The sequence below is a fragment of the Micromonospora sp. BS32 genome (assembly GCF_059089345.1).
Map to the genome: position 1 here is coordinate 17,030 of NZ_JBSSHR010000005.1, position 15,680 is coordinate 32,709.

19 protein-coding genes and 1 riboswitch are annotated in these 15,680 nt (G+C 74.3%); of the genes, 12 read left to right on the forward strand and 7 right to left on the reverse strand.

What is annotated here, in order from left to right; translation table 11 throughout:
• Nucleotides 1–182 precede the first annotated feature (182 nt).
• On the forward strand, nucleotides 183–1,127 hold the full coding sequence (locus AC5RWQ_RS09725) for an acetyltransferase (protein ID WP_494282404.1): 945 nt from the start codon (nucleotides 183–185) through the stop codon (nucleotides 1,125–1,127).
• Nucleotides 1,128–1,284: 157 nt separating this feature from the next.
• On the opposite strand, the gene AC5RWQ_RS09730 is transcribed toward AC5RWQ_RS09725, so the two are convergent.
• Genes AC5RWQ_RS09730 through AC5RWQ_RS09740 form a run of 3 tightly spaced genes read right to left on the reverse strand, consistent with a single transcriptional unit; the run spans nucleotide 1,285 to nucleotide 4,156 of the window.
• Nucleotides 1,285–2,088: a glycosyltransferase family 2 protein gene (locus AC5RWQ_RS09730; RefSeq protein ID WP_494282405.1), complete on the reverse strand. Its 804-nt coding sequence runs from the start codon at nucleotides 2,086–2,088 to the stop codon at nucleotides 1,285–1,287.
• Between the two features lie 57 nt (nucleotides 2,089–2,145).
• Nucleotides 2,146–2,874, reverse strand: coding sequence for an ElyC/SanA/YdcF family protein (locus AC5RWQ_RS09735; protein ID WP_494282406.1), 729 nt, complete (start codon nucleotides 2,872–2,874; stop codon nucleotides 2,146–2,148).
• A 16-nt stretch (nucleotides 2,875–2,890) separates the two neighbouring features.
• Entirely contained in the window at nucleotides 2,891–4,156 is a 1,266-nt protein-coding gene (locus AC5RWQ_RS09740) for an ROK family transcriptional regulator (RefSeq protein ID WP_494282407.1), read from the reverse strand.
• Between the two features lie 179 nt (nucleotides 4,157–4,335).
• Between AC5RWQ_RS09740 and AC5RWQ_RS09745 the strand changes: the two genes are divergently transcribed.
• The 6 genes from AC5RWQ_RS09745 to AC5RWQ_RS09770 all read left to right on the forward strand — a co-directional run bounded on the left by AC5RWQ_RS09745 (nucleotide 4,336) and on the right by AC5RWQ_RS09770 (nucleotide 9,132).
• Complete coding sequence (locus tag AC5RWQ_RS09745) at nucleotides 4,336–5,679, forward strand: glycosyl hydrolase family 18 protein (protein ID WP_494282408.1); 1,344 nt, start codon at nucleotides 4,336–4,338, stop codon at nucleotides 5,677–5,679.
• 74 nt (nucleotides 5,680–5,753) lie between these two features.
• Nucleotides 5,754–6,494: a hypothetical protein gene (locus AC5RWQ_RS09750; RefSeq protein ID WP_494282409.1), complete on the forward strand. Its 741-nt coding sequence runs from the start codon at nucleotides 5,754–5,756 to the stop codon at nucleotides 6,492–6,494.
• Nucleotides 6,495–6,568: 74 nt separating this feature from the next.
• Nucleotides 6,569–7,129, forward strand: coding sequence for a DUF6529 family protein (locus tag AC5RWQ_RS09755; RefSeq protein WP_494282705.1), 561 nt, complete (start codon nucleotides 6,569–6,571; stop codon nucleotides 7,127–7,129).
• 14 nt (nucleotides 7,130–7,143) lie between these two features.
• Nucleotides 7,144–7,578, forward strand: coding sequence for a Rieske (2Fe-2S) protein (locus tag AC5RWQ_RS09760; protein WP_494282410.1), 435 nt, complete (start codon nucleotides 7,144–7,146; stop codon nucleotides 7,576–7,578).
• A gap of 74 nt (nucleotides 7,579–7,652) precedes the next feature.
• A complete protein-coding gene (locus AC5RWQ_RS09765) occupies nucleotides 7,653–8,156 on the forward strand; it encodes a substrate-binding domain-containing protein (protein ID WP_494282411.1) in 504 nt (167 codons plus the stop codon).
• Between the two features lie 223 nt (nucleotides 8,157–8,379).
• On the forward strand, nucleotides 8,380–9,132 hold the full coding sequence (locus AC5RWQ_RS09770; protein WP_494282412.1) for a GAF and ANTAR domain-containing protein: 753 nt from the start codon (nucleotides 8,380–8,382) through the stop codon (nucleotides 9,130–9,132).
• Nucleotides 9,133–9,140: 8 nt separating this feature from the next.
• On the opposite strand, the gene AC5RWQ_RS09775 is transcribed toward AC5RWQ_RS09770, so the two are convergent.
• A complete protein-coding gene (locus AC5RWQ_RS09775) occupies nucleotides 9,141–9,851 on the reverse strand; it encodes a GAF and ANTAR domain-containing protein (protein ID WP_494282413.1) in 711 nt (236 codons plus the stop codon).
• 423 nt (nucleotides 9,852–10,274) lie between these two features.
• On the opposite strand from AC5RWQ_RS09775, the gene AC5RWQ_RS09780 reads away from it, so the two are divergent.
• The gene (locus AC5RWQ_RS09780; protein ID WP_494282414.1) at nucleotides 10,275–10,661 is read left to right on the forward strand and encodes an STAS domain-containing protein; all 387 of its coding nucleotides are present in this window, start codon (nucleotides 10,275–10,277) and stop codon (nucleotides 10,659–10,661) included.
• Here the strand turns inward: AC5RWQ_RS09780 and AC5RWQ_RS09785 are convergent.
• Nucleotides 10,649–11,185 (reverse strand): RNA 2'-phosphotransferase, encoded by a 537-nt coding sequence (locus AC5RWQ_RS09785; RefSeq protein WP_494282415.1) that lies wholly within the window; start codon nucleotides 11,183–11,185, stop codon nucleotides 10,649–10,651. The two genes, AC5RWQ_RS09780 and AC5RWQ_RS09785, sit on opposite strands and share 13 nt — an antisense overlap.
• 83 nt (nucleotides 11,186–11,268) lie before the next feature.
• Nucleotides 11,269–12,117 (reverse strand): SDR family oxidoreductase, encoded by an 849-nt coding sequence (locus AC5RWQ_RS09790; RefSeq protein WP_494282416.1) that lies wholly within the window; start codon nucleotides 12,115–12,117, stop codon nucleotides 11,269–11,271.
• Nucleotides 12,118–12,221: 104 nt separating this feature from the next.
• Between AC5RWQ_RS09790 and AC5RWQ_RS09795 the strand changes: the two genes are divergently transcribed.
• A complete protein-coding gene (locus AC5RWQ_RS09795; RefSeq protein WP_477463332.1) occupies nucleotides 12,222–12,590 on the forward strand; it encodes a winged helix-turn-helix transcriptional regulator in 369 nt (122 codons plus the stop codon).
• Between the two features lie 43 nt (nucleotides 12,591–12,633).
• On the opposite strand, the gene AC5RWQ_RS09800 is transcribed toward AC5RWQ_RS09795, so the two are convergent.
• The gene (locus AC5RWQ_RS09800; protein ID WP_494282417.1) at nucleotides 12,634–13,278 is read right to left on the reverse strand and encodes a maleylpyruvate isomerase family mycothiol-dependent enzyme; all 645 of its coding nucleotides are present in this window, start codon (nucleotides 13,276–13,278) and stop codon (nucleotides 12,634–12,636) included.
• Between the two features lie 115 nt (nucleotides 13,279–13,393).
• Here AC5RWQ_RS09800 and AC5RWQ_RS09805 point away from each other — a divergent pair, with 115 nt between their 5' ends.
• The 3 genes from AC5RWQ_RS09805 (at nucleotide 13,394) to AC5RWQ_RS09815 (ending at nucleotide 15,663) form a co-directional block, all read left to right on the forward strand.
• Nucleotides 13,394–14,350 (forward strand): sigma-70 family RNA polymerase sigma factor, encoded by a 957-nt coding sequence (locus AC5RWQ_RS09805; protein WP_494282418.1) that lies wholly within the window; start codon nucleotides 13,394–13,396, stop codon nucleotides 14,348–14,350.
• Between the two features lie 68 nt (nucleotides 14,351–14,418).
• Nucleotides 14,419–14,530, forward strand: a riboswitch (SAM riboswitch).
• Nucleotides 14,531–14,562: 32 nt separating this feature from the next.
• Nucleotides 14,563–14,706 (forward strand): hypothetical protein, encoded by a 144-nt coding sequence (locus AC5RWQ_RS09810; protein ID WP_494282419.1) that lies wholly within the window; start codon nucleotides 14,563–14,565, stop codon nucleotides 14,704–14,706.
• A gap of 102 nt (nucleotides 14,707–14,808) precedes the next feature.
• On the forward strand, nucleotides 14,809–15,663 hold the full coding sequence (locus tag AC5RWQ_RS09815) for an ABC transporter substrate-binding protein (RefSeq protein ID WP_494282420.1): 855 nt from the start codon (nucleotides 14,809–14,811) through the stop codon (nucleotides 15,661–15,663).
• The last annotated feature ends 17 nt before the right edge of the window (nucleotides 15,664–15,680 follow it).

The window sequence follows — 15,680 nt, forward strand, 5'->3', positions numbered from 1 at the left end:
GCGAGGACGCGCGCGCCGGGCCGGCCGGCACGTTGCGACAGCGGTGGTGCGTCGAGTAGGTTCTTCGACACGCCGTCGAGCCGGGAGGAGGTCAGAACAATGTCCGATGTTCTGCGCCCCCTCCGCGCCCCGGCGTTCACGCGGATCTGATCCGGGGCGCTCGCTTTCCGGAGGATCCACCCATGACCGACCTGGTCATCCGTCCGCTCGTCGCGGGCGAGGAAAATCTGTTCGAGTCCATGCCCGACCCGCTGCCTCAGCTTCGCAAGGTCGCCTACGCCGACGGGCTCGCCGCCGGCGGCTACCGGCCCGAGCGCACCTGGATCGCCCTCCGCGCCGGCCGCGTGGTCAGCCGGGCGGCCTGGGTCCTACCGCCGGGCGCGGTCGGCGCGCCCTGGCTCGAACGGTTCGACCTGGACGCCGAGCCGGAGGTGGGCGCCGCGCTGCTGCGCGCCGCCCACCAGGCACTCGGCGGCCCCTACGTGTACTACGCCGCGATGCCGGCCCACTGGCGGCGTCGGCCGGAGGTGCGGGCGGTGGTGGAGGCGCCCATGGCGGCGGCCCGGCTCGCCGGGCTGGTCGAGCGCGGGGAGCGGCTGCGCTGCTCCTGGACGGGCACGCCGCTGCCGGCCACCTCCGGCCGGTACGCCTTCCGCCCGGCCGCCGACGCGGCGGAGATCAACGCCCTGGTCGCCCGCATCGCCGACCCGGACGTGCTCACCGGCCGGGAGGTGGCCCGGGCGGTCGGCGGCGTGGACCTGGCCACCGACCCGCTGGCCTGGCTGACCGCGGTCTCGGACTGGCGCGTCGCGGTGGACGCCGGGCGACCCGTCGGCCTGGTCGGCGCGGCCGGGGAGGCCTGCTACCCGCTCATCGCCTACCTCGGCCTGCTCGACGAGGCCGTCAGCGGTGAACTGCTGGCCGACGCGGTCGGGGTGCTGGCCGCCGGCGGCGCGCGGGAGGTGATCGCCGACGTCGACGCGCACCGGGTCGCGGTGGTGGCGGAGCTCGAACGCACCGGATTCCGGCAGCTGCGGGCCCGGGTCGTCTTCGAGCCCGACGCCGCTCCGCCGGCCGACCCCGCGGACGCCTCCGGCACCGTCGCCGCACGGCCCGACCAGGGGTAGCTGGTCGAGGTGCGCCCCGACGGGGTCGGGGCGCACCTCGCGGGTCAGGAGCCGGGCCACGCGTGTCCGCCCGCCGCTACAGACTTGATGACGCGAACGAATCGCGGACGATGGTCGCCGCGGACACCCGAACCGGATTTCCGATTCGCTGACGACATCAGGTTCGTAGCGTCCGAACCGGCGACTCGGGCAGCCGCGGATGAGGCATCGGGTCCGCTCCCGTGACCGGGTCACCGCCTCGACGGTCGGCCGGGGGTCCCGACCGGCGCCGCGCGGTGCCCGGCGAGATGACGAACCGCACCACCGGCAGGTAGATCCGCAGCGAGTCGGTGACGGCACCGAAGTGCGACGACCCGCTGTCCGCCACGTAGGTCGTCGCGACGGTGGTCTGCTCGATCGGGTGACCGGCCCGGGTCGCCTCCAGCAGGACGGCCATCTCGTAGTCGAAGTGGTCCCCGGGTACGCCCAGCAACCAGGTGAGCAGGTCGGCCGGATAGGCCCGCAACCCCGTCTGGGTGTCGCGCACCGAGCAACCGGTGACGGCGCGGAACACCAGCCGGGTGATCGTGTTACCGGCCCGGCTGCGCAGCGGAACCCGTCCCTGGAACCGCCGTACGCCCAGCACCATCCGCCCGGTGGCCCGCACCCGCGCGGCCACCCGCAGGATGTCCTCGGTGCGGTGCTGGCCGTCGGCGTCGGCGCAGACCACTCCCCGACCGGGGTACTCCCCGACGACGAAGCGGAACCCCGTCCGCAGGGCCACGCCCTTGCCCCGGTTCGTCCGGTGACGCAGCACGGTGCACCCGAGGTCGCGGGCCGCCCGGAGGGCATCCGAGGACGCCGGGTCGTCGCTGCCGTCGTCGATCACCACGATCGGGAGGTCGGGTGCGGCGGCGCGCAGCTCGGTGACCAGCGCGGGCAGTCGTCTCCCCGGCTGGAACACGGGCAGGAGCACGATCATGGGTGGCTTCTCCTTGTGTGGCGTCATCGACACGCGCCTCTTCGAATGGGCCCTCACCTACCCAGTTCGACGCCCCGTCTCCCACCTTTCCCGGCACGAGCTTCGGCGGTCGGCGGCGGCCCGGACCGCCCGGGCGGTCGCCGCCCACCGTTCGACCCGCCGCACCGAGGCCACGATCGTCCGCTCCCGATGCAGCAGGGCCGAGGCATCGCCGGCGCCGAGGAACGCCAACCTCGACGCGAGATGGACGGCCCGTTCGGTCCGCCTGGCGCCGGCTGGCTCACCGCTCGTCGCAGCCACGTCGAGCAGGGCCGCGCCGCGCAGGCCGAGCACCTTGCCAGCGAGGAACCTGATCCGTGGCAGGTGCCACGGGTGGGAGACGATCCCCAGTGGATGCGCCGCGTCGAAGTGCTGCCCGGCCAGCAGCCCGTCCCGGACGGTGTGGACGAGGTTCTCCAGGGTGCTGCGGGAGCCGGCCTCGACGCGCAGGTCCGCGTACCGGTCGAGACCGGCGGCGCGTGCCTCGTACCGCATGAGGTCGGCCTCCCGGAACCCGACCGGCGGTGCGTCCGCCCCCTCACAGGCCTCGGCCCAGCCCCCCGCGAACACGATCCGGGGCGACCGGCCGTGCCCGATGGCGCGCCGGAAAGAGGCCTCCCGCGCGGTGACGTAGTCCGCCGCCGCGTGTACCCGGGCGCTGCCGGCGGGGGTGAGGGTGTACCGGCCGTCGACGCACCGGACGCCTCGCCCGAACACGATGAGCACCAGGGCGGTCGGCGATGTCATGGCCTCGGGTAGCGGGTCAGCGGGTCCGCGAGCGCGGGCGGCGCGCCGGACGCGGTGGCGCCGTCGTGCTCACCGTGGGCGGGCCGCCGCGGGGGACGCCGCCGTCGCGCAGCAGCCGGGCCATCGGCAGGGTGGCCGCGCCCATCGCGACCGCGTCGGGCCCGAGCTGGCACAGCTCGATCGAGGTCTGCGCGTACGGCTGGCGCAGCGCGTGCCGCGCGGTGGCCTCGCGGATCTGCGGCAGGAACCGCTCGCCCAGCGCCAGGCCGGCCCACCCGCCGAGCACCACCCGCTCGGGGTTGAAGAGGTTGACCAGCGTCGCCGCTCCGGCGCCCAGGTAGCCGACCGTCTCGTCGAGCACCTTCTGCGCCGTTCGGCTCGACGAGCGCAGCAGTTCACCGAAGGCGCTCTCCTCGTCCGCGCCGGCCGCCGGGCGCCCCCGGTTGGCCTGGCGGAACCGGTCCAGCACCCCCTCCGCGCCGACGTACGCCTCCAGGCAGCCGAGGTTGCCGCAGCGGCAGCGGCGCCCGCCGTAGACGATCGTGGTGTGCCCCCACTCGCCGGCGCTGCTGTGCGCGCCCCGGTAGCCCACCCCGTCGGCCACCACGCACGCGCCGACCCCGGAGCCGACCAGCGCGACGACGGCGTGCCGGGCGCCCCGGCCGGCGCCGAACCACATTTCGGCCTGGCCGAGGGTCTTCGCACCGTTGTCGACGTGCACCGGGATCTGCGTGCCGGCCCGGAGCATGGCGCCCAGGGGTACGCCGGCCCAGCCGAGGGTCTGGGCGTGCACGACGGCGTCGGCGGTACGCTCCACCGTCCCGGAGACCGCCACCCCGAAGCCGAGCACCGCGGTGGGGTCGACGCCGGCCTGGGCGACGACCGCGTCCAGCCCGTGCAGCAGGTGGGCGACGACCTCGTCCGGGTCGGGCTCGGCGACGGCGATCGGGTACTCCGCCTTGGCCAGCGCGGTCATCGACAGGTCGAAGAGTTCGACCTGCACCCGGGTCTCGCCGACGTCGGCGCCGACCAGGTAGCCGTAGCCGGGGGCGACGCGCAGCAGCACCCGGGGCCGGCCGCCGTCGGACTCGACCGAGCCGGCCTCCTCGACGATCCCCTCGTCGATCATCTCGCCGACCAGGTTGCTCACGCTGGCCAGGCTCAGCGCCGTGGTCTGGCCCAGCTCGTGGCGGCTGAGCGGGCCGTCCAGCCAGATCCGGGTGAGCAGCACCGAGCGGTTGGCGCGGCGCATGTCGCGCACGGTGGTGCGTCTGGCGTCCATGTCCGCCGCCGTCCTCCCCTGGGCGCCACCGGCCGGCGACCACCCCCAGGATGCATCAACAGCACGATTAATGCCATGAACCAAGATCTGGCAGAACCGTTTCACGGTCGTCGATGCGAGTCATTTACATTTAACAAACCTAACTGTTAATCTCGCCTCCATCGACGAGGAGGCATGTCATGCGGCTGCGGCGCGGAACGACCGTCCTGATCACCGGCGCGGTGCTGGTCACCGCCGCCGCCCTGCCGGCCACCGCCGGCCTCGCCACCGGCACGGACAGCACCCTGGTGGCCTGCACCGCGCCAACCTGGGTCGAGGGCGTCAGCTACCCCGCCGGCACCCGGGTCACCTACGCCGGCCGGCTCTACGAGGCACTGGTCACCCACACCCCGCCCCCGGGCGCCGGCTGGAACCCCGTCGCCGCTCCGTCACTCTGGAAGGACCTCGGCGCGTGTGACGGCGGTGGCACACCCTCCCCCACGCCGACGTCGACGCCCTCACCCACACCGTCCCCCACCGCCACATCGACGCCGTCCCCGACGGCGACGTCCACGCCGCCCGGGTCGGAGACCTGCGCGGTGCGGTCGCGGCCGACCGGGAAGGTGCTCCAGGGGTACTGGGAGAACTGGGACGGCGCGGCCAACGGCGTCCACCCCCCGCTGGGCTGGATCCCGATCACCGACCCGCGGATCCCCGCCCACGGCTACACCGTGGTCACCGCCGCCTTCCCGGTGATCCGCGCCGACGGCACCGTGCTCTGGGAGGACGGGATGGACGCCACCGTGAAGGTGCCCACCCCGGCGGAGGTGTGCCGGGCCAAGGCGTCCGGCCTGACCGTCCTGCTCTCGATCGGCGGCGCGACCGCCGGGATCGACCTCGGCTCCACCGCCGTCGCCGACCGCTTCGTCGCCACCGTCGTGCCGATCCTCAAGCGGTACAACTTCGACGGCATCGACATCGACATCGAGACCGGACTGACCGGCAGCGGCGACATCACCCGACTCTCCCCCTCGCAGGCCAACCTCATCCGCATCATCGACGGGGTGCTCGCCCAGATGCCGTCGAACTTCGGGCTCACCATGGCCCCGGAGACCGCGTACGTCACCGGCGGCAGCGTCACCTACGGCTCGATCTGGGGGGCGTACCTGCCGATCGTCAAGAAGTACGCCGACAACGGCCGGCTCTGGTGGCTGAACATGCAGTACTACAACGGCAGCATGTACGGCTGCTCGGGCGACCCGTACGCCGCCGGGACCGTCCAGGGCTTCACCGCGCAGACCGACTGTCTCAACACCGGGCTCGTCGTGCAGGGCACCACCATCCGGGTGCCGTACGACCGGCAGGTGCCCGGCCTGCCCGCGCAACCGGGCGCGGGCGGCGGCTACCTCGCCCCCTCGGCGGTGGCCCAGGCGTGGAACACCTACCGGGGCGGGCTGAAGGGCCTGATGACCTGGTCGCTGAACTGGGACGGGGCGAAGGGCTGGACCTTCGGCGACAACGCCCGCGCGCTCCAGGGCCGATGAGGCCCGGCCGGTGTCCGTCGACATTGAACGAAGAGAGCCCCGCAGCCGTACGTCCTGGGTGAAGGGAGCTGCTCATGAAGCGCATCACCCCGCTGCTGACCCTGCTCACCGGGGCCGGGACGGCCGCCGTGCTGTTCGCGATGAGCGCCCAGGCGGCGCCGCGAAGCGACCGGACGGCCCCGGTGGCCGCCCCGGCGGCCTCCGCCTCCGCCGCCCGGTCCGCCGCCACGGCCACGCCGCCCGCCGTACCGGCCACCCCCGCCGAGCCGTCCGAGCAGCGCGGTCGCCCGGGCGCGCCGGCATCGGCCACACCCACGCCCACCCCGCCGGTGAGGAAGGTGACCGCCAACTGGACCGGCCGGCTCGACGGCGGCGCCACCATCGCGATCACCGCCCGTGACGGCGAGGCGGTGGCGTACGTCTGCGACGGCAGGCGGCTGGAGGTCTGGCTGCGGGGCACCGCCGCGGCCGGCCGGCTCGCCCTGACCGGCAAGAAGGACGCGACGCTGACCGGCGCCTTCGGCGACGGCCGCGCCTCCGGTGAGCTGGTCGTCGGCGACCGGCGATGGTCGTTCACCGCCACGGCGACCCGCTCGCCCGCGCCGGTGCTCTACCGCGCCACGGCCCGGCAGCGTCAGGCCGGGGTGGACGGTGGCTGGATCCTGCTGCCCGACGGCAGCCAGGTCGGGATCGTCACCCGGGACGGCACGCCGGTGCCCGCCCCGCCGCTGGACCCGGCGTTCGGCACCACGATCGTCGCCGGTACGACCGTCACCGCCGAACCGGTGGCGGTGCGACCGGACGCGGACGAGTGATGAGCGGCCCCCGCAGGTCCCTGACCGACACCGGAGATCTCGACACGGTGAACGTCCGGGTGCTGGCCGATCCGATGGCGCCCGACCCGCCACCTGAACCGGTCGGCGCGCCCCGGGCCTCGCTGACCGTCCCGCTGCTGGTGGGGGCCGCCGTCTCGGTGGCCCTCGGGGTGTACGGCCGGGTCCACGAACCCACCGGGATCGCGGTCAACCTGGCTGGGTTCTCCAGCCCGCAGGCGGTGAAGGTGTGGCTGGGCAGCGGCGCCGCGGCCTTCGCGGTGGTGCAGCTGCTCTCCGCGCTGGCGATGTGGGGCCGACTCGGCGGCTTCTCGCCACCCTGGGCGGGCACGGTGCACCGCTGGTCCGGCCGGGTCGCCTTCCTGCTGACCGTACCGGTGGCGGTGCACTGCCTCTACGCGCTCGGCTTCGCCGACCACGACCTGCGGACGCTGGTCCACTCGCTGCTCGGCTGCCTGTTCTTCGGCGCCTTCACCACCAAGATGCTGGCCCTGCCGAAGCCGGGACTGGCCGGCTGGTTCCTGCCGCTCGTCGGCGGGCTGGTCTTCGCGATCCTCACGGGGATCTGGCTGACCTCGTCGCTGTGGTGGTTCACCACCGTCGGCGTCGGCACCTGACGGGAGACCGCGACATGGACGACATCCTCGGCTGCCCGAGCCGGCGGGCGGTGCTCGGCGTGGCCGGCGCCACCGCGCTGCTGGCCGGCTGCCAGACGTACGGCGAACCGGCCGCCCCGGCCACGCCCCCGCCGGCCGACGGCGCCGCACCCGCCGGGCCGGCGCGCCCGCTGGCCACGCTGGCCGACATCCCGGTCGGCGGCGGGATGATCCTCGCCGCCGAGGGCGTCGTGCTGACCCGACCGACCGAGGACGACGTCCGGGCGTTCTCGGCCACCTGCACCCACCAGGGCTGCACGGTCACCACGGTCCGGGACGGCACGATCGTCTGCGGCTGCCACAACAGCGCCTTCGACATCGCCGACGGCTCGGTGCGCGGCGGCCCGGCCCGGCGGCCGCTGCCCGGGGTCGCCGTGGCGGTCGACGGCGACCGCGTCCGGCTGGCGTAGACGTCGACGGCCGACCGTCGAAACTTTCGGAGATACGCTTCCGGCGGTACGGGCGCCGACCGGAGGAGAGCGGGATGCCGGACCAGCGGACGACGCTGCCGGAGATCGCCTCCGCCGCCGGAGTGTCCATCCCCACCGTCGCCAAGGTCCTCAACGGCCGGCCGGACGTCGCGCCGGCCACCCGGGCCAGGGTCCAGGACCTGCTCGACCGGCGCGGCTACACCGCCCGCCGCAGCGGTCGGCCGGCCGGCGGTGCCGGCCTGATCGACCTGGTCTTCCGGGACCTCGGCAGCCCGTGGGCGATGCAGATCCTCGACGGCGTGGAGGAACTCGCCGAGGCGCTCCACGAGCGCGGCGCGCGGGTCCCCGACGACATGAGCATCGTGGGCTTCGACGACCTGGACGGCGCCCGCTGGTCCGCCCCGCCGCTGACCGCCGTCCGCCAGCCGCTCACCGAGATGGCCGGGATGGCCACCCGGATGCTGCTCTCCCTCATCGCCGACGAGGAACTGGACAGCAGCCGGATCGAACTGGCCACCCCGTTGATCGTGCGGCAGAGCACCCGCCGGGCGTCCTGAGTCACGGTCGGTGCCGCCAGCACCGGGACCGGACGGGACGGTACAGTGGATCCCTGCACCGGCGCCCCGGCGGGCGTCGCGAGCGAGCGTCAAGCAGCGGCGCTGGTCCCCGGTCCGCACTCCGTGGAGCCGCACTCGCGGCCGACGGGCGTGGACCGATTCCGTCACGCGCTGCCCGGCTCCGCCGGATCGACCGCGCCGGTTCGCAAGGACGTCAGACGCCATGCCGCAGTCACCGCTGGACCTCACCGAGGCGCTCGCCCAGCTGGCCATGATCCGCCACGACGAGACGAGTCTCGACGCCGTCCTGACCCGCATCGCCGAGGTGGCCCGGGACACCATCCCGGGCGCCGCCGAGGTGTCGGTCACCCTGGTCCACGACACCGAGGCGCACACCGCGGCGTACACCGGTGAGCTCGCCCTCCAGCTCGACGAGTGGCAGTACGAGCAGGGTCGGGGGCCGTGCCTGGACGCGGCGACCACCGGCACCGTGATGATCGTCCCGGACATGTCGGCGGAGGGCCGCTGGCCGGAGTGGGCCGCCCGGGCCCACGCCGCCGGAGCCGGCGCCTCGATGTCGATCGGGCTGCCCATCCAGGAGGCGGTGGTCGGGGCGCTGAACGTCTACGGCACGACGGCGGGCGTCTTCGAGGACGTGGCGCAGGCGGCGCAGACCTTCGCCGACCACGCCGCCGTGGCGCTGGCCAATGCCCATCTCTACGACAGCACCGCGACGCTGGCCCAGCAGATGCAGGCGGCGCTGCACAGTCGCGCGGTGATCGAACAGGCCAAGGGGATCATCATGGGTCAGCGTCGGTGCACCGCCGACGAGGCGTTCGCCATGCTGGCCAAGGTGTCGCAGAACTCCAACCGCAAGGTCCGGGACGTCGCCGAGGCGCTGGTCCGCCAGGTCACCCAGGGCCCTTCCGTGCCCGGCCAGCCGACCCCGCAGCGGGCGCCGCGGGCCGGGGGCTGACCGCCGGGTCAGCGGCCGGTGCCGGTGGCCCGCTCGACGAGCAGGGCGGCCACGTCGCGCAGCTTGCGGTTGGTGTCCTGGGAGAGCTTCGCCAGGATGCTGAACGCCTCCTCCGCGGTGCACCGCCGCTCCCCCATGATGATCCCCTTGGCCTGCTCGATCACCGCCCGGCTCTCCATCGCCACCCGCATCTGCTCCGCCAGGGCGGTGGCGCCGGCGTACAGGTGGGCGTTGGCCAGCGCCACGGCGGCGTACGCGGCGAACCCCTTGGCCAGCTCCACCGAGGCGTCGTCGAAGGCGGACGGCGCCCCCGCGTAGATGTTGAGGGTGCCGACCACCGCCTCCTGGATGGGCAGCCCGATCGACAACGAACTGCCGACGCCCACCGTCCGGGCCCGGGCGGCCCACACCGGCCAGCGGTCCTCGACCGCGGTGTCCGTCACCGACAGCGCGTCGCCGCTGACCGAGGCGTCGAGGCAGGGCCCCCGCCCCTCCTGGTACTGCCACTCGTCCAGTTGCAGGGCGAGGTCCCCGGTGTACGCCACGCTCTCCGCCGTGGTCCCCCGGACCAGCGTCACCGAGGCCTCGACGGCTCCTGGAAGGGTGCGTCGGGCCAGCTCGGCGACGGTCTGGAGCACATCGTCGACCCCGGCGGTGTCCAGCCGGATCCGGCCGAGTTCGGTCAGGGCTTCCTGCGGGGACATCGGGGTCTCAGCCATTACGGCCCCTCACTGCAAAGGCGCCCCTCGTGGATGCGACGGGGAGGGACGCGCGGCCGGCGTCGGACGTCGGACCGGCGCCCGGCCCGACCCACGGCGGGCGCTCCGTCCGGACGGAACGGCTGCCGGGGCACGCGACGCCCGGGGCGCCGCGGCACCCCGAACCCTACTCGCCGTCGTGACGCGTCGCCCCGCGCGAGCCCGACCGCAGGGTGCTCGCCGGCGGCCCGGCCCAGCCCCGGAGGTGTGGAAACGGGCCGTGGCGGGTAGCGTCGGACCGGGTCGAGACACGCGCCCGGGACCAGGCACCCATTGCGGTGCCGCCACGTCCGGTCGATCCCAGGGGGCGCGATGTCCACCAGTCCACCCGACGGCCGATTTCCGGTCGATCCCAGACTCCTACCCGCTCCGTCCGCTCCGGTGATGACCCTCGCCTGGGAACGCGAGGGCGCCGTCACCGTGGTCCAGGTACGCGGCGAGATCGACATGAGCAATGCACATCTGATCGTGGAACTCGCGGCGCACCTGTGCGCCGCACCGGGCTGCCGGGTTCTGCTGGACCTCTCCGGGGTGCGCTTCATCGACCTGCACGGCCTGACCGCGCTGACCGAGGCGGAGCACCGGATCCGGGCGGGTGGCGGTGTCCTCACGCTGCGCGACCCGGCGCGCTGCGTCACCCGCCTGATGCGGCTGATCGGAACGACCGTGCCGACCGTCCGGGCGCACCCCGACGGCACGCCATGGGACGGGACGGTCCCGTCCGTGACCGTCGCCGCCCGGCCCGGGCCGGCGCCCGCTCAGCTCAGGTAGGCCGGCGGGACCGCGTCGGTCAGCCAGACCCCGTTGGCGCTGCGGTAGAACGCGTGGCCGTCCCGCGCCATCGCGGCCGCGTCGACGGCGAGCACCACCACCGCGCCGCCGCGCCGGGCGCCGACCCGCCGGGCCGTCTCCACCTCGGGCGAGAGGTGTACGTGGTGCCGCCCGCCCCGGTGCAGCCCGGCGGTCCGGATGGAGTCGAGGGCGGCGGCGCCGGTGCCGTGGTAGAGGCGGGCCGGCGGCGGCGTCGGGGTCAGGCCCAGCTCGACCGGGAAGGAGTGGCCCTGGTTGGCGCGGATCCGTTCCACCCCGTCGGCGCCCCGCTCGATCGCGAAGCGCTGCTTGTCGTTGCCGGCGACCACCTGGTCGAGGGCGGCCCGGTCGATCCGCATGGCGGCCAGCAGGTCGGTCACGGTGACCCAGCCGCCCCGGTCCGGGGCGAGGCCGAAGCGTCCGGGGTCGTGCCGCAGCGCCAGGGACATCCGCTTGCTCAGCCGCACCAGCGCACCGCGTTCCATGGTGGCATTGTGCGACATCGACGCGCCGGTGATCGACGATTGTCGCCGCGCCCCCGGGCGGCCCGGGGGCGCGGCGTACCGGATCAGAGCGCCGCGTGCACGGTCTCGGCCAGCGAGGTGGGCCGCCGCCCGATCAGCTTCTCCAGGTCCTGCACCGGCACGTACAGCTCGCCGCGGGCCAGGCCCCGGTCGGCGTCGGCGAGGGTGGCCGCGTACGGCTCGGGCAGGCCGGCGGAGACCAGCAGCGCGGTGTACGCCTCGACCGGCAGATCGGTGTAGCCGACCTCGCGGCCGCTCTGCCGGGCCACCTCGGCGGCCAGTTCGGTCAGGGTGAACGCCTCGCCGCCCAGCTCGTAGGTCCGGCCGGCGTGCCCGTCGGTGGTGAGCACCTCGGCGGCGGCCTCGGCGTAGTCGGCGCGGGTGGCGGCGCTGACCCGCCCGTTGCCGGCCGAACCGGCGACCCCGTGGGCGAGGTACGTCGGGAGCTGGCCGGTGTAGTTCTCCAGGTACCAGCTGTTGCGCAGCAGGACGTACGGCAGGCCGGACGCGCGCAGCTCCTCCTCGGTGACCCGGTGCTCGGCCGCCAGCGCCATCTCGGCGGTGTCGGCGTGGGCGATGCTGGTGTAGGCGACCAGTCCGACGCCGGCGTCCCGGGCGGCGGCGATCACGTTGCGGTGCTGGGCCACCCGCCGGCCGGCCTCGCTGCCGGAGACGAACATCAGCTTCTCGGCGCCGGCGAACGCGGCCCGCAGCGACGCCGGGTCGGTGTAGTCGGCGGCCCGGACGACGACGCCCCGGTCGGCGAGATCGCTGAGCCGGCTCAGGTCCCGGCCCAGCGCCACGATCCGCCCGGCGGGTACGCCCCGGCGCAGCAGCGACTCGACGATCAGGCGGCCCAGCTGGCCGGTGGCACCGGTGACGACGATAGACATGACGGGCTCCTTCGTGCGTGGTTGCGGTTACCCCCGGACCAACGGGAAGCATTTCGCAATACTTCCCGTTGGAGAGTAGGCACCTTGAAGTAAGTCACGCACTGATGGAGAGTGACCACGTGGAACCCGACCCGTTCAACCGCAACTGCGGCAGCCGGCAGGTGCTCGACCGGATCGGCGACCGGTGGAGCGTGCTGGTGGTGCTCACCCTCGCCGAGGGCGACCGCCGCTACGGCGAGCTCGCCGAGCGCATCGGCGGGATCAGCCAGAAGATGCTCACCCAGACCCTGCGCGGGCTGGAGCGCGACGGCATCGTGACCCGTACGGTGCACGCGAGCGTGCCGCCCCGGGTCGACTACGCGCTCACCGACCTGGGCCGCAGCCTGCTGGACCTGGTCTCCGGCCTGGAGGCGTGGGCCACCACCCACCTGGCCGAGGTGGAGCGGGCCCGGGCCCGCTACGACGCCCGCTGACCCGGGCCGGACGGGCACCGACCCGGGCGGCGGGGCGTTTCCCTCAGCGGCCGGACCGGTCCCCCGGACGACAGAACCGGGGCGCGTCTGGGCCGTCGAGTCGTCCCGGTGGCAGCCGGCGCCCGCAGACCACCAGCAGCAGGTCCTGGGCGAGGCCGCGCAGCGGCGTTCCCTCCCCGAGCCCCCAGTCCAGGTCGGTGGCCCGCAGCGCGACCCCGGAGAGATCCGTGCCGAAGAATCGCACGTTCCGCGGCGACATGCCGGCCAGCACCAGCGCGACCCGCTCCGGCGGCACCCGACGGTCGAGGCCGAGGCCCACGGTGATGTCCAGGCCGTGGACGACGTCGTGGGAGAGCGCTCCGCCGACGCCCCCGCCCGGCGGGGTCCACCGGTGCTCGACGTTGTCGGCCACCGCCGCGACCAGCTCGTCGGTCGACATCCGGGCGGCGTCGCGGCGGGCGGCCCGGTCGGCCATCCGGTTGACGTCGCCTCGGGCCCGGGCCAGCTCCCACAGCGCGCGGGCCACCGACGTGCGGAACGGCATGGTGGTGTGCGCGACCACCTCCCGTACCCGCCAACCGTCGCAGAGGGTGGGGGCGTCCCACTGCTCCCGTCGCAGGGCCGCCAGCAGTCGGGCCTGCTCGCGGCGCTCGGCCGTCACCGCGGCGCGCAGCTCGTCGTCACTCATCGGGTCGCTCTCCTGTCCGATCGGTCCCCCGTCACGGGGCTCTCCAGGAGGTACGGGCCGGCCGGCGGAAACTGAGCGGTGCGGGGCCGTCGGTCCCGGCGCGTATGGTCGCGGTGTGCGGGAGGAGACACCGGGCGACGTGCCGTGGGAGCCGCTGCGCACCGAGCTCACCGGCTACTGCTACCGGATGCTCGGCTCGGGCTTCGAGGCCGAGGACGCGGTGCAGGAGACGCTGGTGCGGGCCTGGCGGTCGCGGGACCGCTACGACGAGCGGCGCGCCTCCCCACGGACCTGGGTCTACCGCATCGCCACGAACGTCTGCCTGGACATGCTGCGCAGCGCGCAGCGGCGGGCCCGGGCGATGGACCTCGGCCCCGCCGCGACCCCCGGCTCACCCCTCGGCGAGGCCACGCCCGAGCGGTTCTGGGTCCAGCCGGTCCCCGACGCCCGGGTGCTGCCGGAGCACGGCGATCCGGCGGAGCTGGCCCTGCAACGGGAGGCGGTCCGGCTGGCCTTCGTCGCCGCCCTGCAACACCTACCGCCCCGGCAGCGCGCCGTGCTCATCCTGCGCGACGTGCTCTGCTGGCGGGCCGAGGAGGTCGCCCGGCTGTTGGACAGCACCGTGGCGTCGGTGACCAGCGCCCTGAACCGGGCCCGCGTCACCCTGCGGGCCGCGAACCCCACCCCCGGGGAGGTGTCACGCCCCGCCGACGCGGCCCAGCGGCAGTTGCTCGCCCGCTACTGCGCGGCGTTCGAGGAGCACGACGTGGCGACGCTGGTCGCCCTGCTCCACCAGGACGTCACCATGTCCATGCCACCGCTGCCCTGGTGGCTGCGCGGGCGGGACGCGGTCGGGCGGGCGCTGTCGGACCCGACGGCCGGGTGTGCGGGTGCCCGGCTGCTGCCCGTCGCGGCGAACGGCTCGCCCGCCTTCTGGCAGACCCGCCCCGGCCCGGGCAGCGTCCACGCGCCGTTCGCCCTGGTCCTGCTCGACGTGGACGGGGGCACGATCCGGGGCCTCACCAGCTACCTGGACGTCGACCGGCTGCTGCCGTTGTTCCGGGCCCGGTAAGGAGCGGACGTGAGGGCCGTCATAACGGCTGGACGGTCGGCCGGGCGGTGCTGTTAGCCTTTCGGGCAGGTCATGAGCGCCAGCGTCAAGCCCCGGCTCGCTGGCCGGCAACCCTCCTCCACGGTGGGGTGCTCCGGGTGAGGACCAGGCACCGGTGTGGCACCGGTGCAAGCGTGGCCTGGTTCCCAGGTCATCCCCGACCCAGGAGAACCATGTCTGCTCACCGCACCGCCCCGCCCCTGTCCGGCGCGGCCCCGTCGGTCCGACGGTCGGCCGGCGTCGCGCTGGTCAAGCGGCGGCACGTCGACCTCATGCGGGTCTGCAGCGACGGCTGTCGCCGCCCCACCGCGCAGTAGACGACCCCCTCTTCCTCGTACCACTCGCAGCGGTGCGCCCGTCGGGCGCACCGTCTCCCGGCGTGCCTCCACGCCCGCCGACCGATCAACCCGGAGACACCTGTGCGCTTCCTTCCTGCCCTGTCCAAGGTCGCGACCCTCGGCGCCGCGGCCGTCCTGGCGGCCACCACGCTGACCGCCTGCGGCGACGACTCCACCAGCGCCGCCGACAACCCGTACGAGCTGCTCCAGCCGGGCGTGCTGCGCGCCGGCACGCTCACCGACGCGCCGCCGAACGTGTATCTCAAGGACGGCAGGTTCACCGGCTTCGACAACGACCTGCTCACCGCCGTCGCCGGCAAGGTCGGCCTCAAGGTGGAGTTCGTCGGCACCGACTTCTCCGCGCTGCTCGCCCAGGTCAACAGCCACAAGTTCGATGTGGGCAGCTCCTCGATCACCATCACCGAGGCGCGCAGGAAGACCGTCGACTTCGGCAACGGCTACGACTTCGGCTACTTCGGACTCGACGTGCCGGCCGGGTCCACGATCACCGGCTTCGACCAGCTCGCCGGCAAGCGGGTGGTCGTCGTCCAGGGCACCGTGCAGGACGACTACGCCACCGGCAAGAACCTCAACCCGGTCCGGGTGCCCGACTACAACGGCGCGCTGAACCAGCTCAAGGCCGGCACCGCCGACGCCTGGATCGCCCCGGCGGAGATCGGCGAGAAGTCCGCCGCCGACAGCAACGGCAAGATCACGGTGGCCGCGAAGCAGCTCAGCCCCGCCCCGACCGCCTACGCCGTCGCCAAGGGCAACGACAAGCTGCGCGAGGCGCTGAACTCCGGCCTCGACCAGGTCATCGCCGACGGCACCTGGACCCGGCTCCAGGAGCGGTACTACCCGGGCCGGCCGATCCCGGCCGACTTCACGCCGGGCAGCGGCACGGTCGCGGCGCCGTCGGCGTCGCCCTCCTCCTGACGGTACGGACGACGAGC

Excerpts from the sequence above, each read along its gene's own strand:
- AC5RWQ_RS09750 (WP_494282409.1), top strand. The coding sequence starts at position 5,754 with ATGAAGCGCATCACCCCGCTGCTGACCCTGCTCACCGGGGCCGGGACG.
- AC5RWQ_RS09795 (WP_477463332.1), top strand. The coding sequence starts at position 12,222 with ATGGAGAGTGACCACGTGGAACCCGACCCGTTCAACCGCAACTGCGGC.
- AC5RWQ_RS09785 (WP_494282415.1), bottom strand. The coding sequence starts at position 11,185 with ATGGAACGCGGTGCGCTGGTGCGGCTGAGCAAGCGGATGTCCCTGGCG.
- AC5RWQ_RS09760 (WP_494282410.1), top strand. The coding sequence starts at position 7,144 with ATGGACGACATCCTCGGCTGCCCGAGCCGGCGGGCGGTGCTCGGCGTG.
- AC5RWQ_RS09735 (WP_494282406.1), bottom strand. The coding sequence starts at position 2,874 with ATGACATCGCCGACCGCCCTGGTGCTCATCGTGTTCGGGCGAGGCGTC.
- AC5RWQ_RS09810 (WP_494282419.1), top strand. The coding sequence starts at position 14,563 with ATGTCTGCTCACCGCACCGCCCCGCCCCTGTCCGGCGCGGCCCCGTCG.
- AC5RWQ_RS09755 (WP_494282705.1), top strand. The coding sequence starts at position 6,569 with ATGGCGCCCGACCCGCCACCTGAACCGGTCGGCGCGCCCCGGGCCTCG.
- AC5RWQ_RS09725 (WP_494282404.1), top strand. The coding sequence starts at position 183 with ATGACCGACCTGGTCATCCGTCCGCTCGTCGCGGGCGAGGAAAATCTG.
- AC5RWQ_RS09745 (WP_494282408.1), top strand. The coding sequence starts at position 4,336 with ATGCGGCTGCGGCGCGGAACGACCGTCCTGATCACCGGCGCGGTGCTG.
- AC5RWQ_RS09780 (WP_494282414.1), top strand. The coding sequence starts at position 10,275 with ATGACCCTCGCCTGGGAACGCGAGGGCGCCGTCACCGTGGTCCAGGTA.
- AC5RWQ_RS09775 (WP_494282413.1), bottom strand. The coding sequence starts at position 9,851 with ATGGCTGAGACCCCGATGTCCCCGCAGGAAGCCCTGACCGAACTCGGC.
- AC5RWQ_RS09800 (WP_494282417.1), bottom strand. The coding sequence starts at position 13,278 with ATGAGTGACGACGAGCTGCGCGCCGCGGTGACGGCCGAGCGCCGCGAG.
- AC5RWQ_RS09765 (WP_494282411.1), top strand. The coding sequence starts at position 7,653 with ATGCCGGACCAGCGGACGACGCTGCCGGAGATCGCCTCCGCCGCCGGA.
- AC5RWQ_RS09770 (WP_494282412.1), top strand. The coding sequence starts at position 8,380 with ATGCCGCAGTCACCGCTGGACCTCACCGAGGCGCTCGCCCAGCTGGCC.
- AC5RWQ_RS09790 (WP_494282416.1), bottom strand. The coding sequence starts at position 12,117 with ATGTCTATCGTCGTCACCGGTGCCACCGGCCAGCTGGGCCGCCTGATC.
- AC5RWQ_RS09730 (WP_494282405.1), bottom strand. The coding sequence starts at position 2,088 with ATGATCGTGCTCCTGCCCGTGTTCCAGCCGGGGAGACGACTGCCCGCG.
- AC5RWQ_RS09740 (WP_494282407.1), bottom strand. The coding sequence starts at position 4,156 with ATGGACGCCAGACGCACCACCGTGCGCGACATGCGCCGCGCCAACCGC.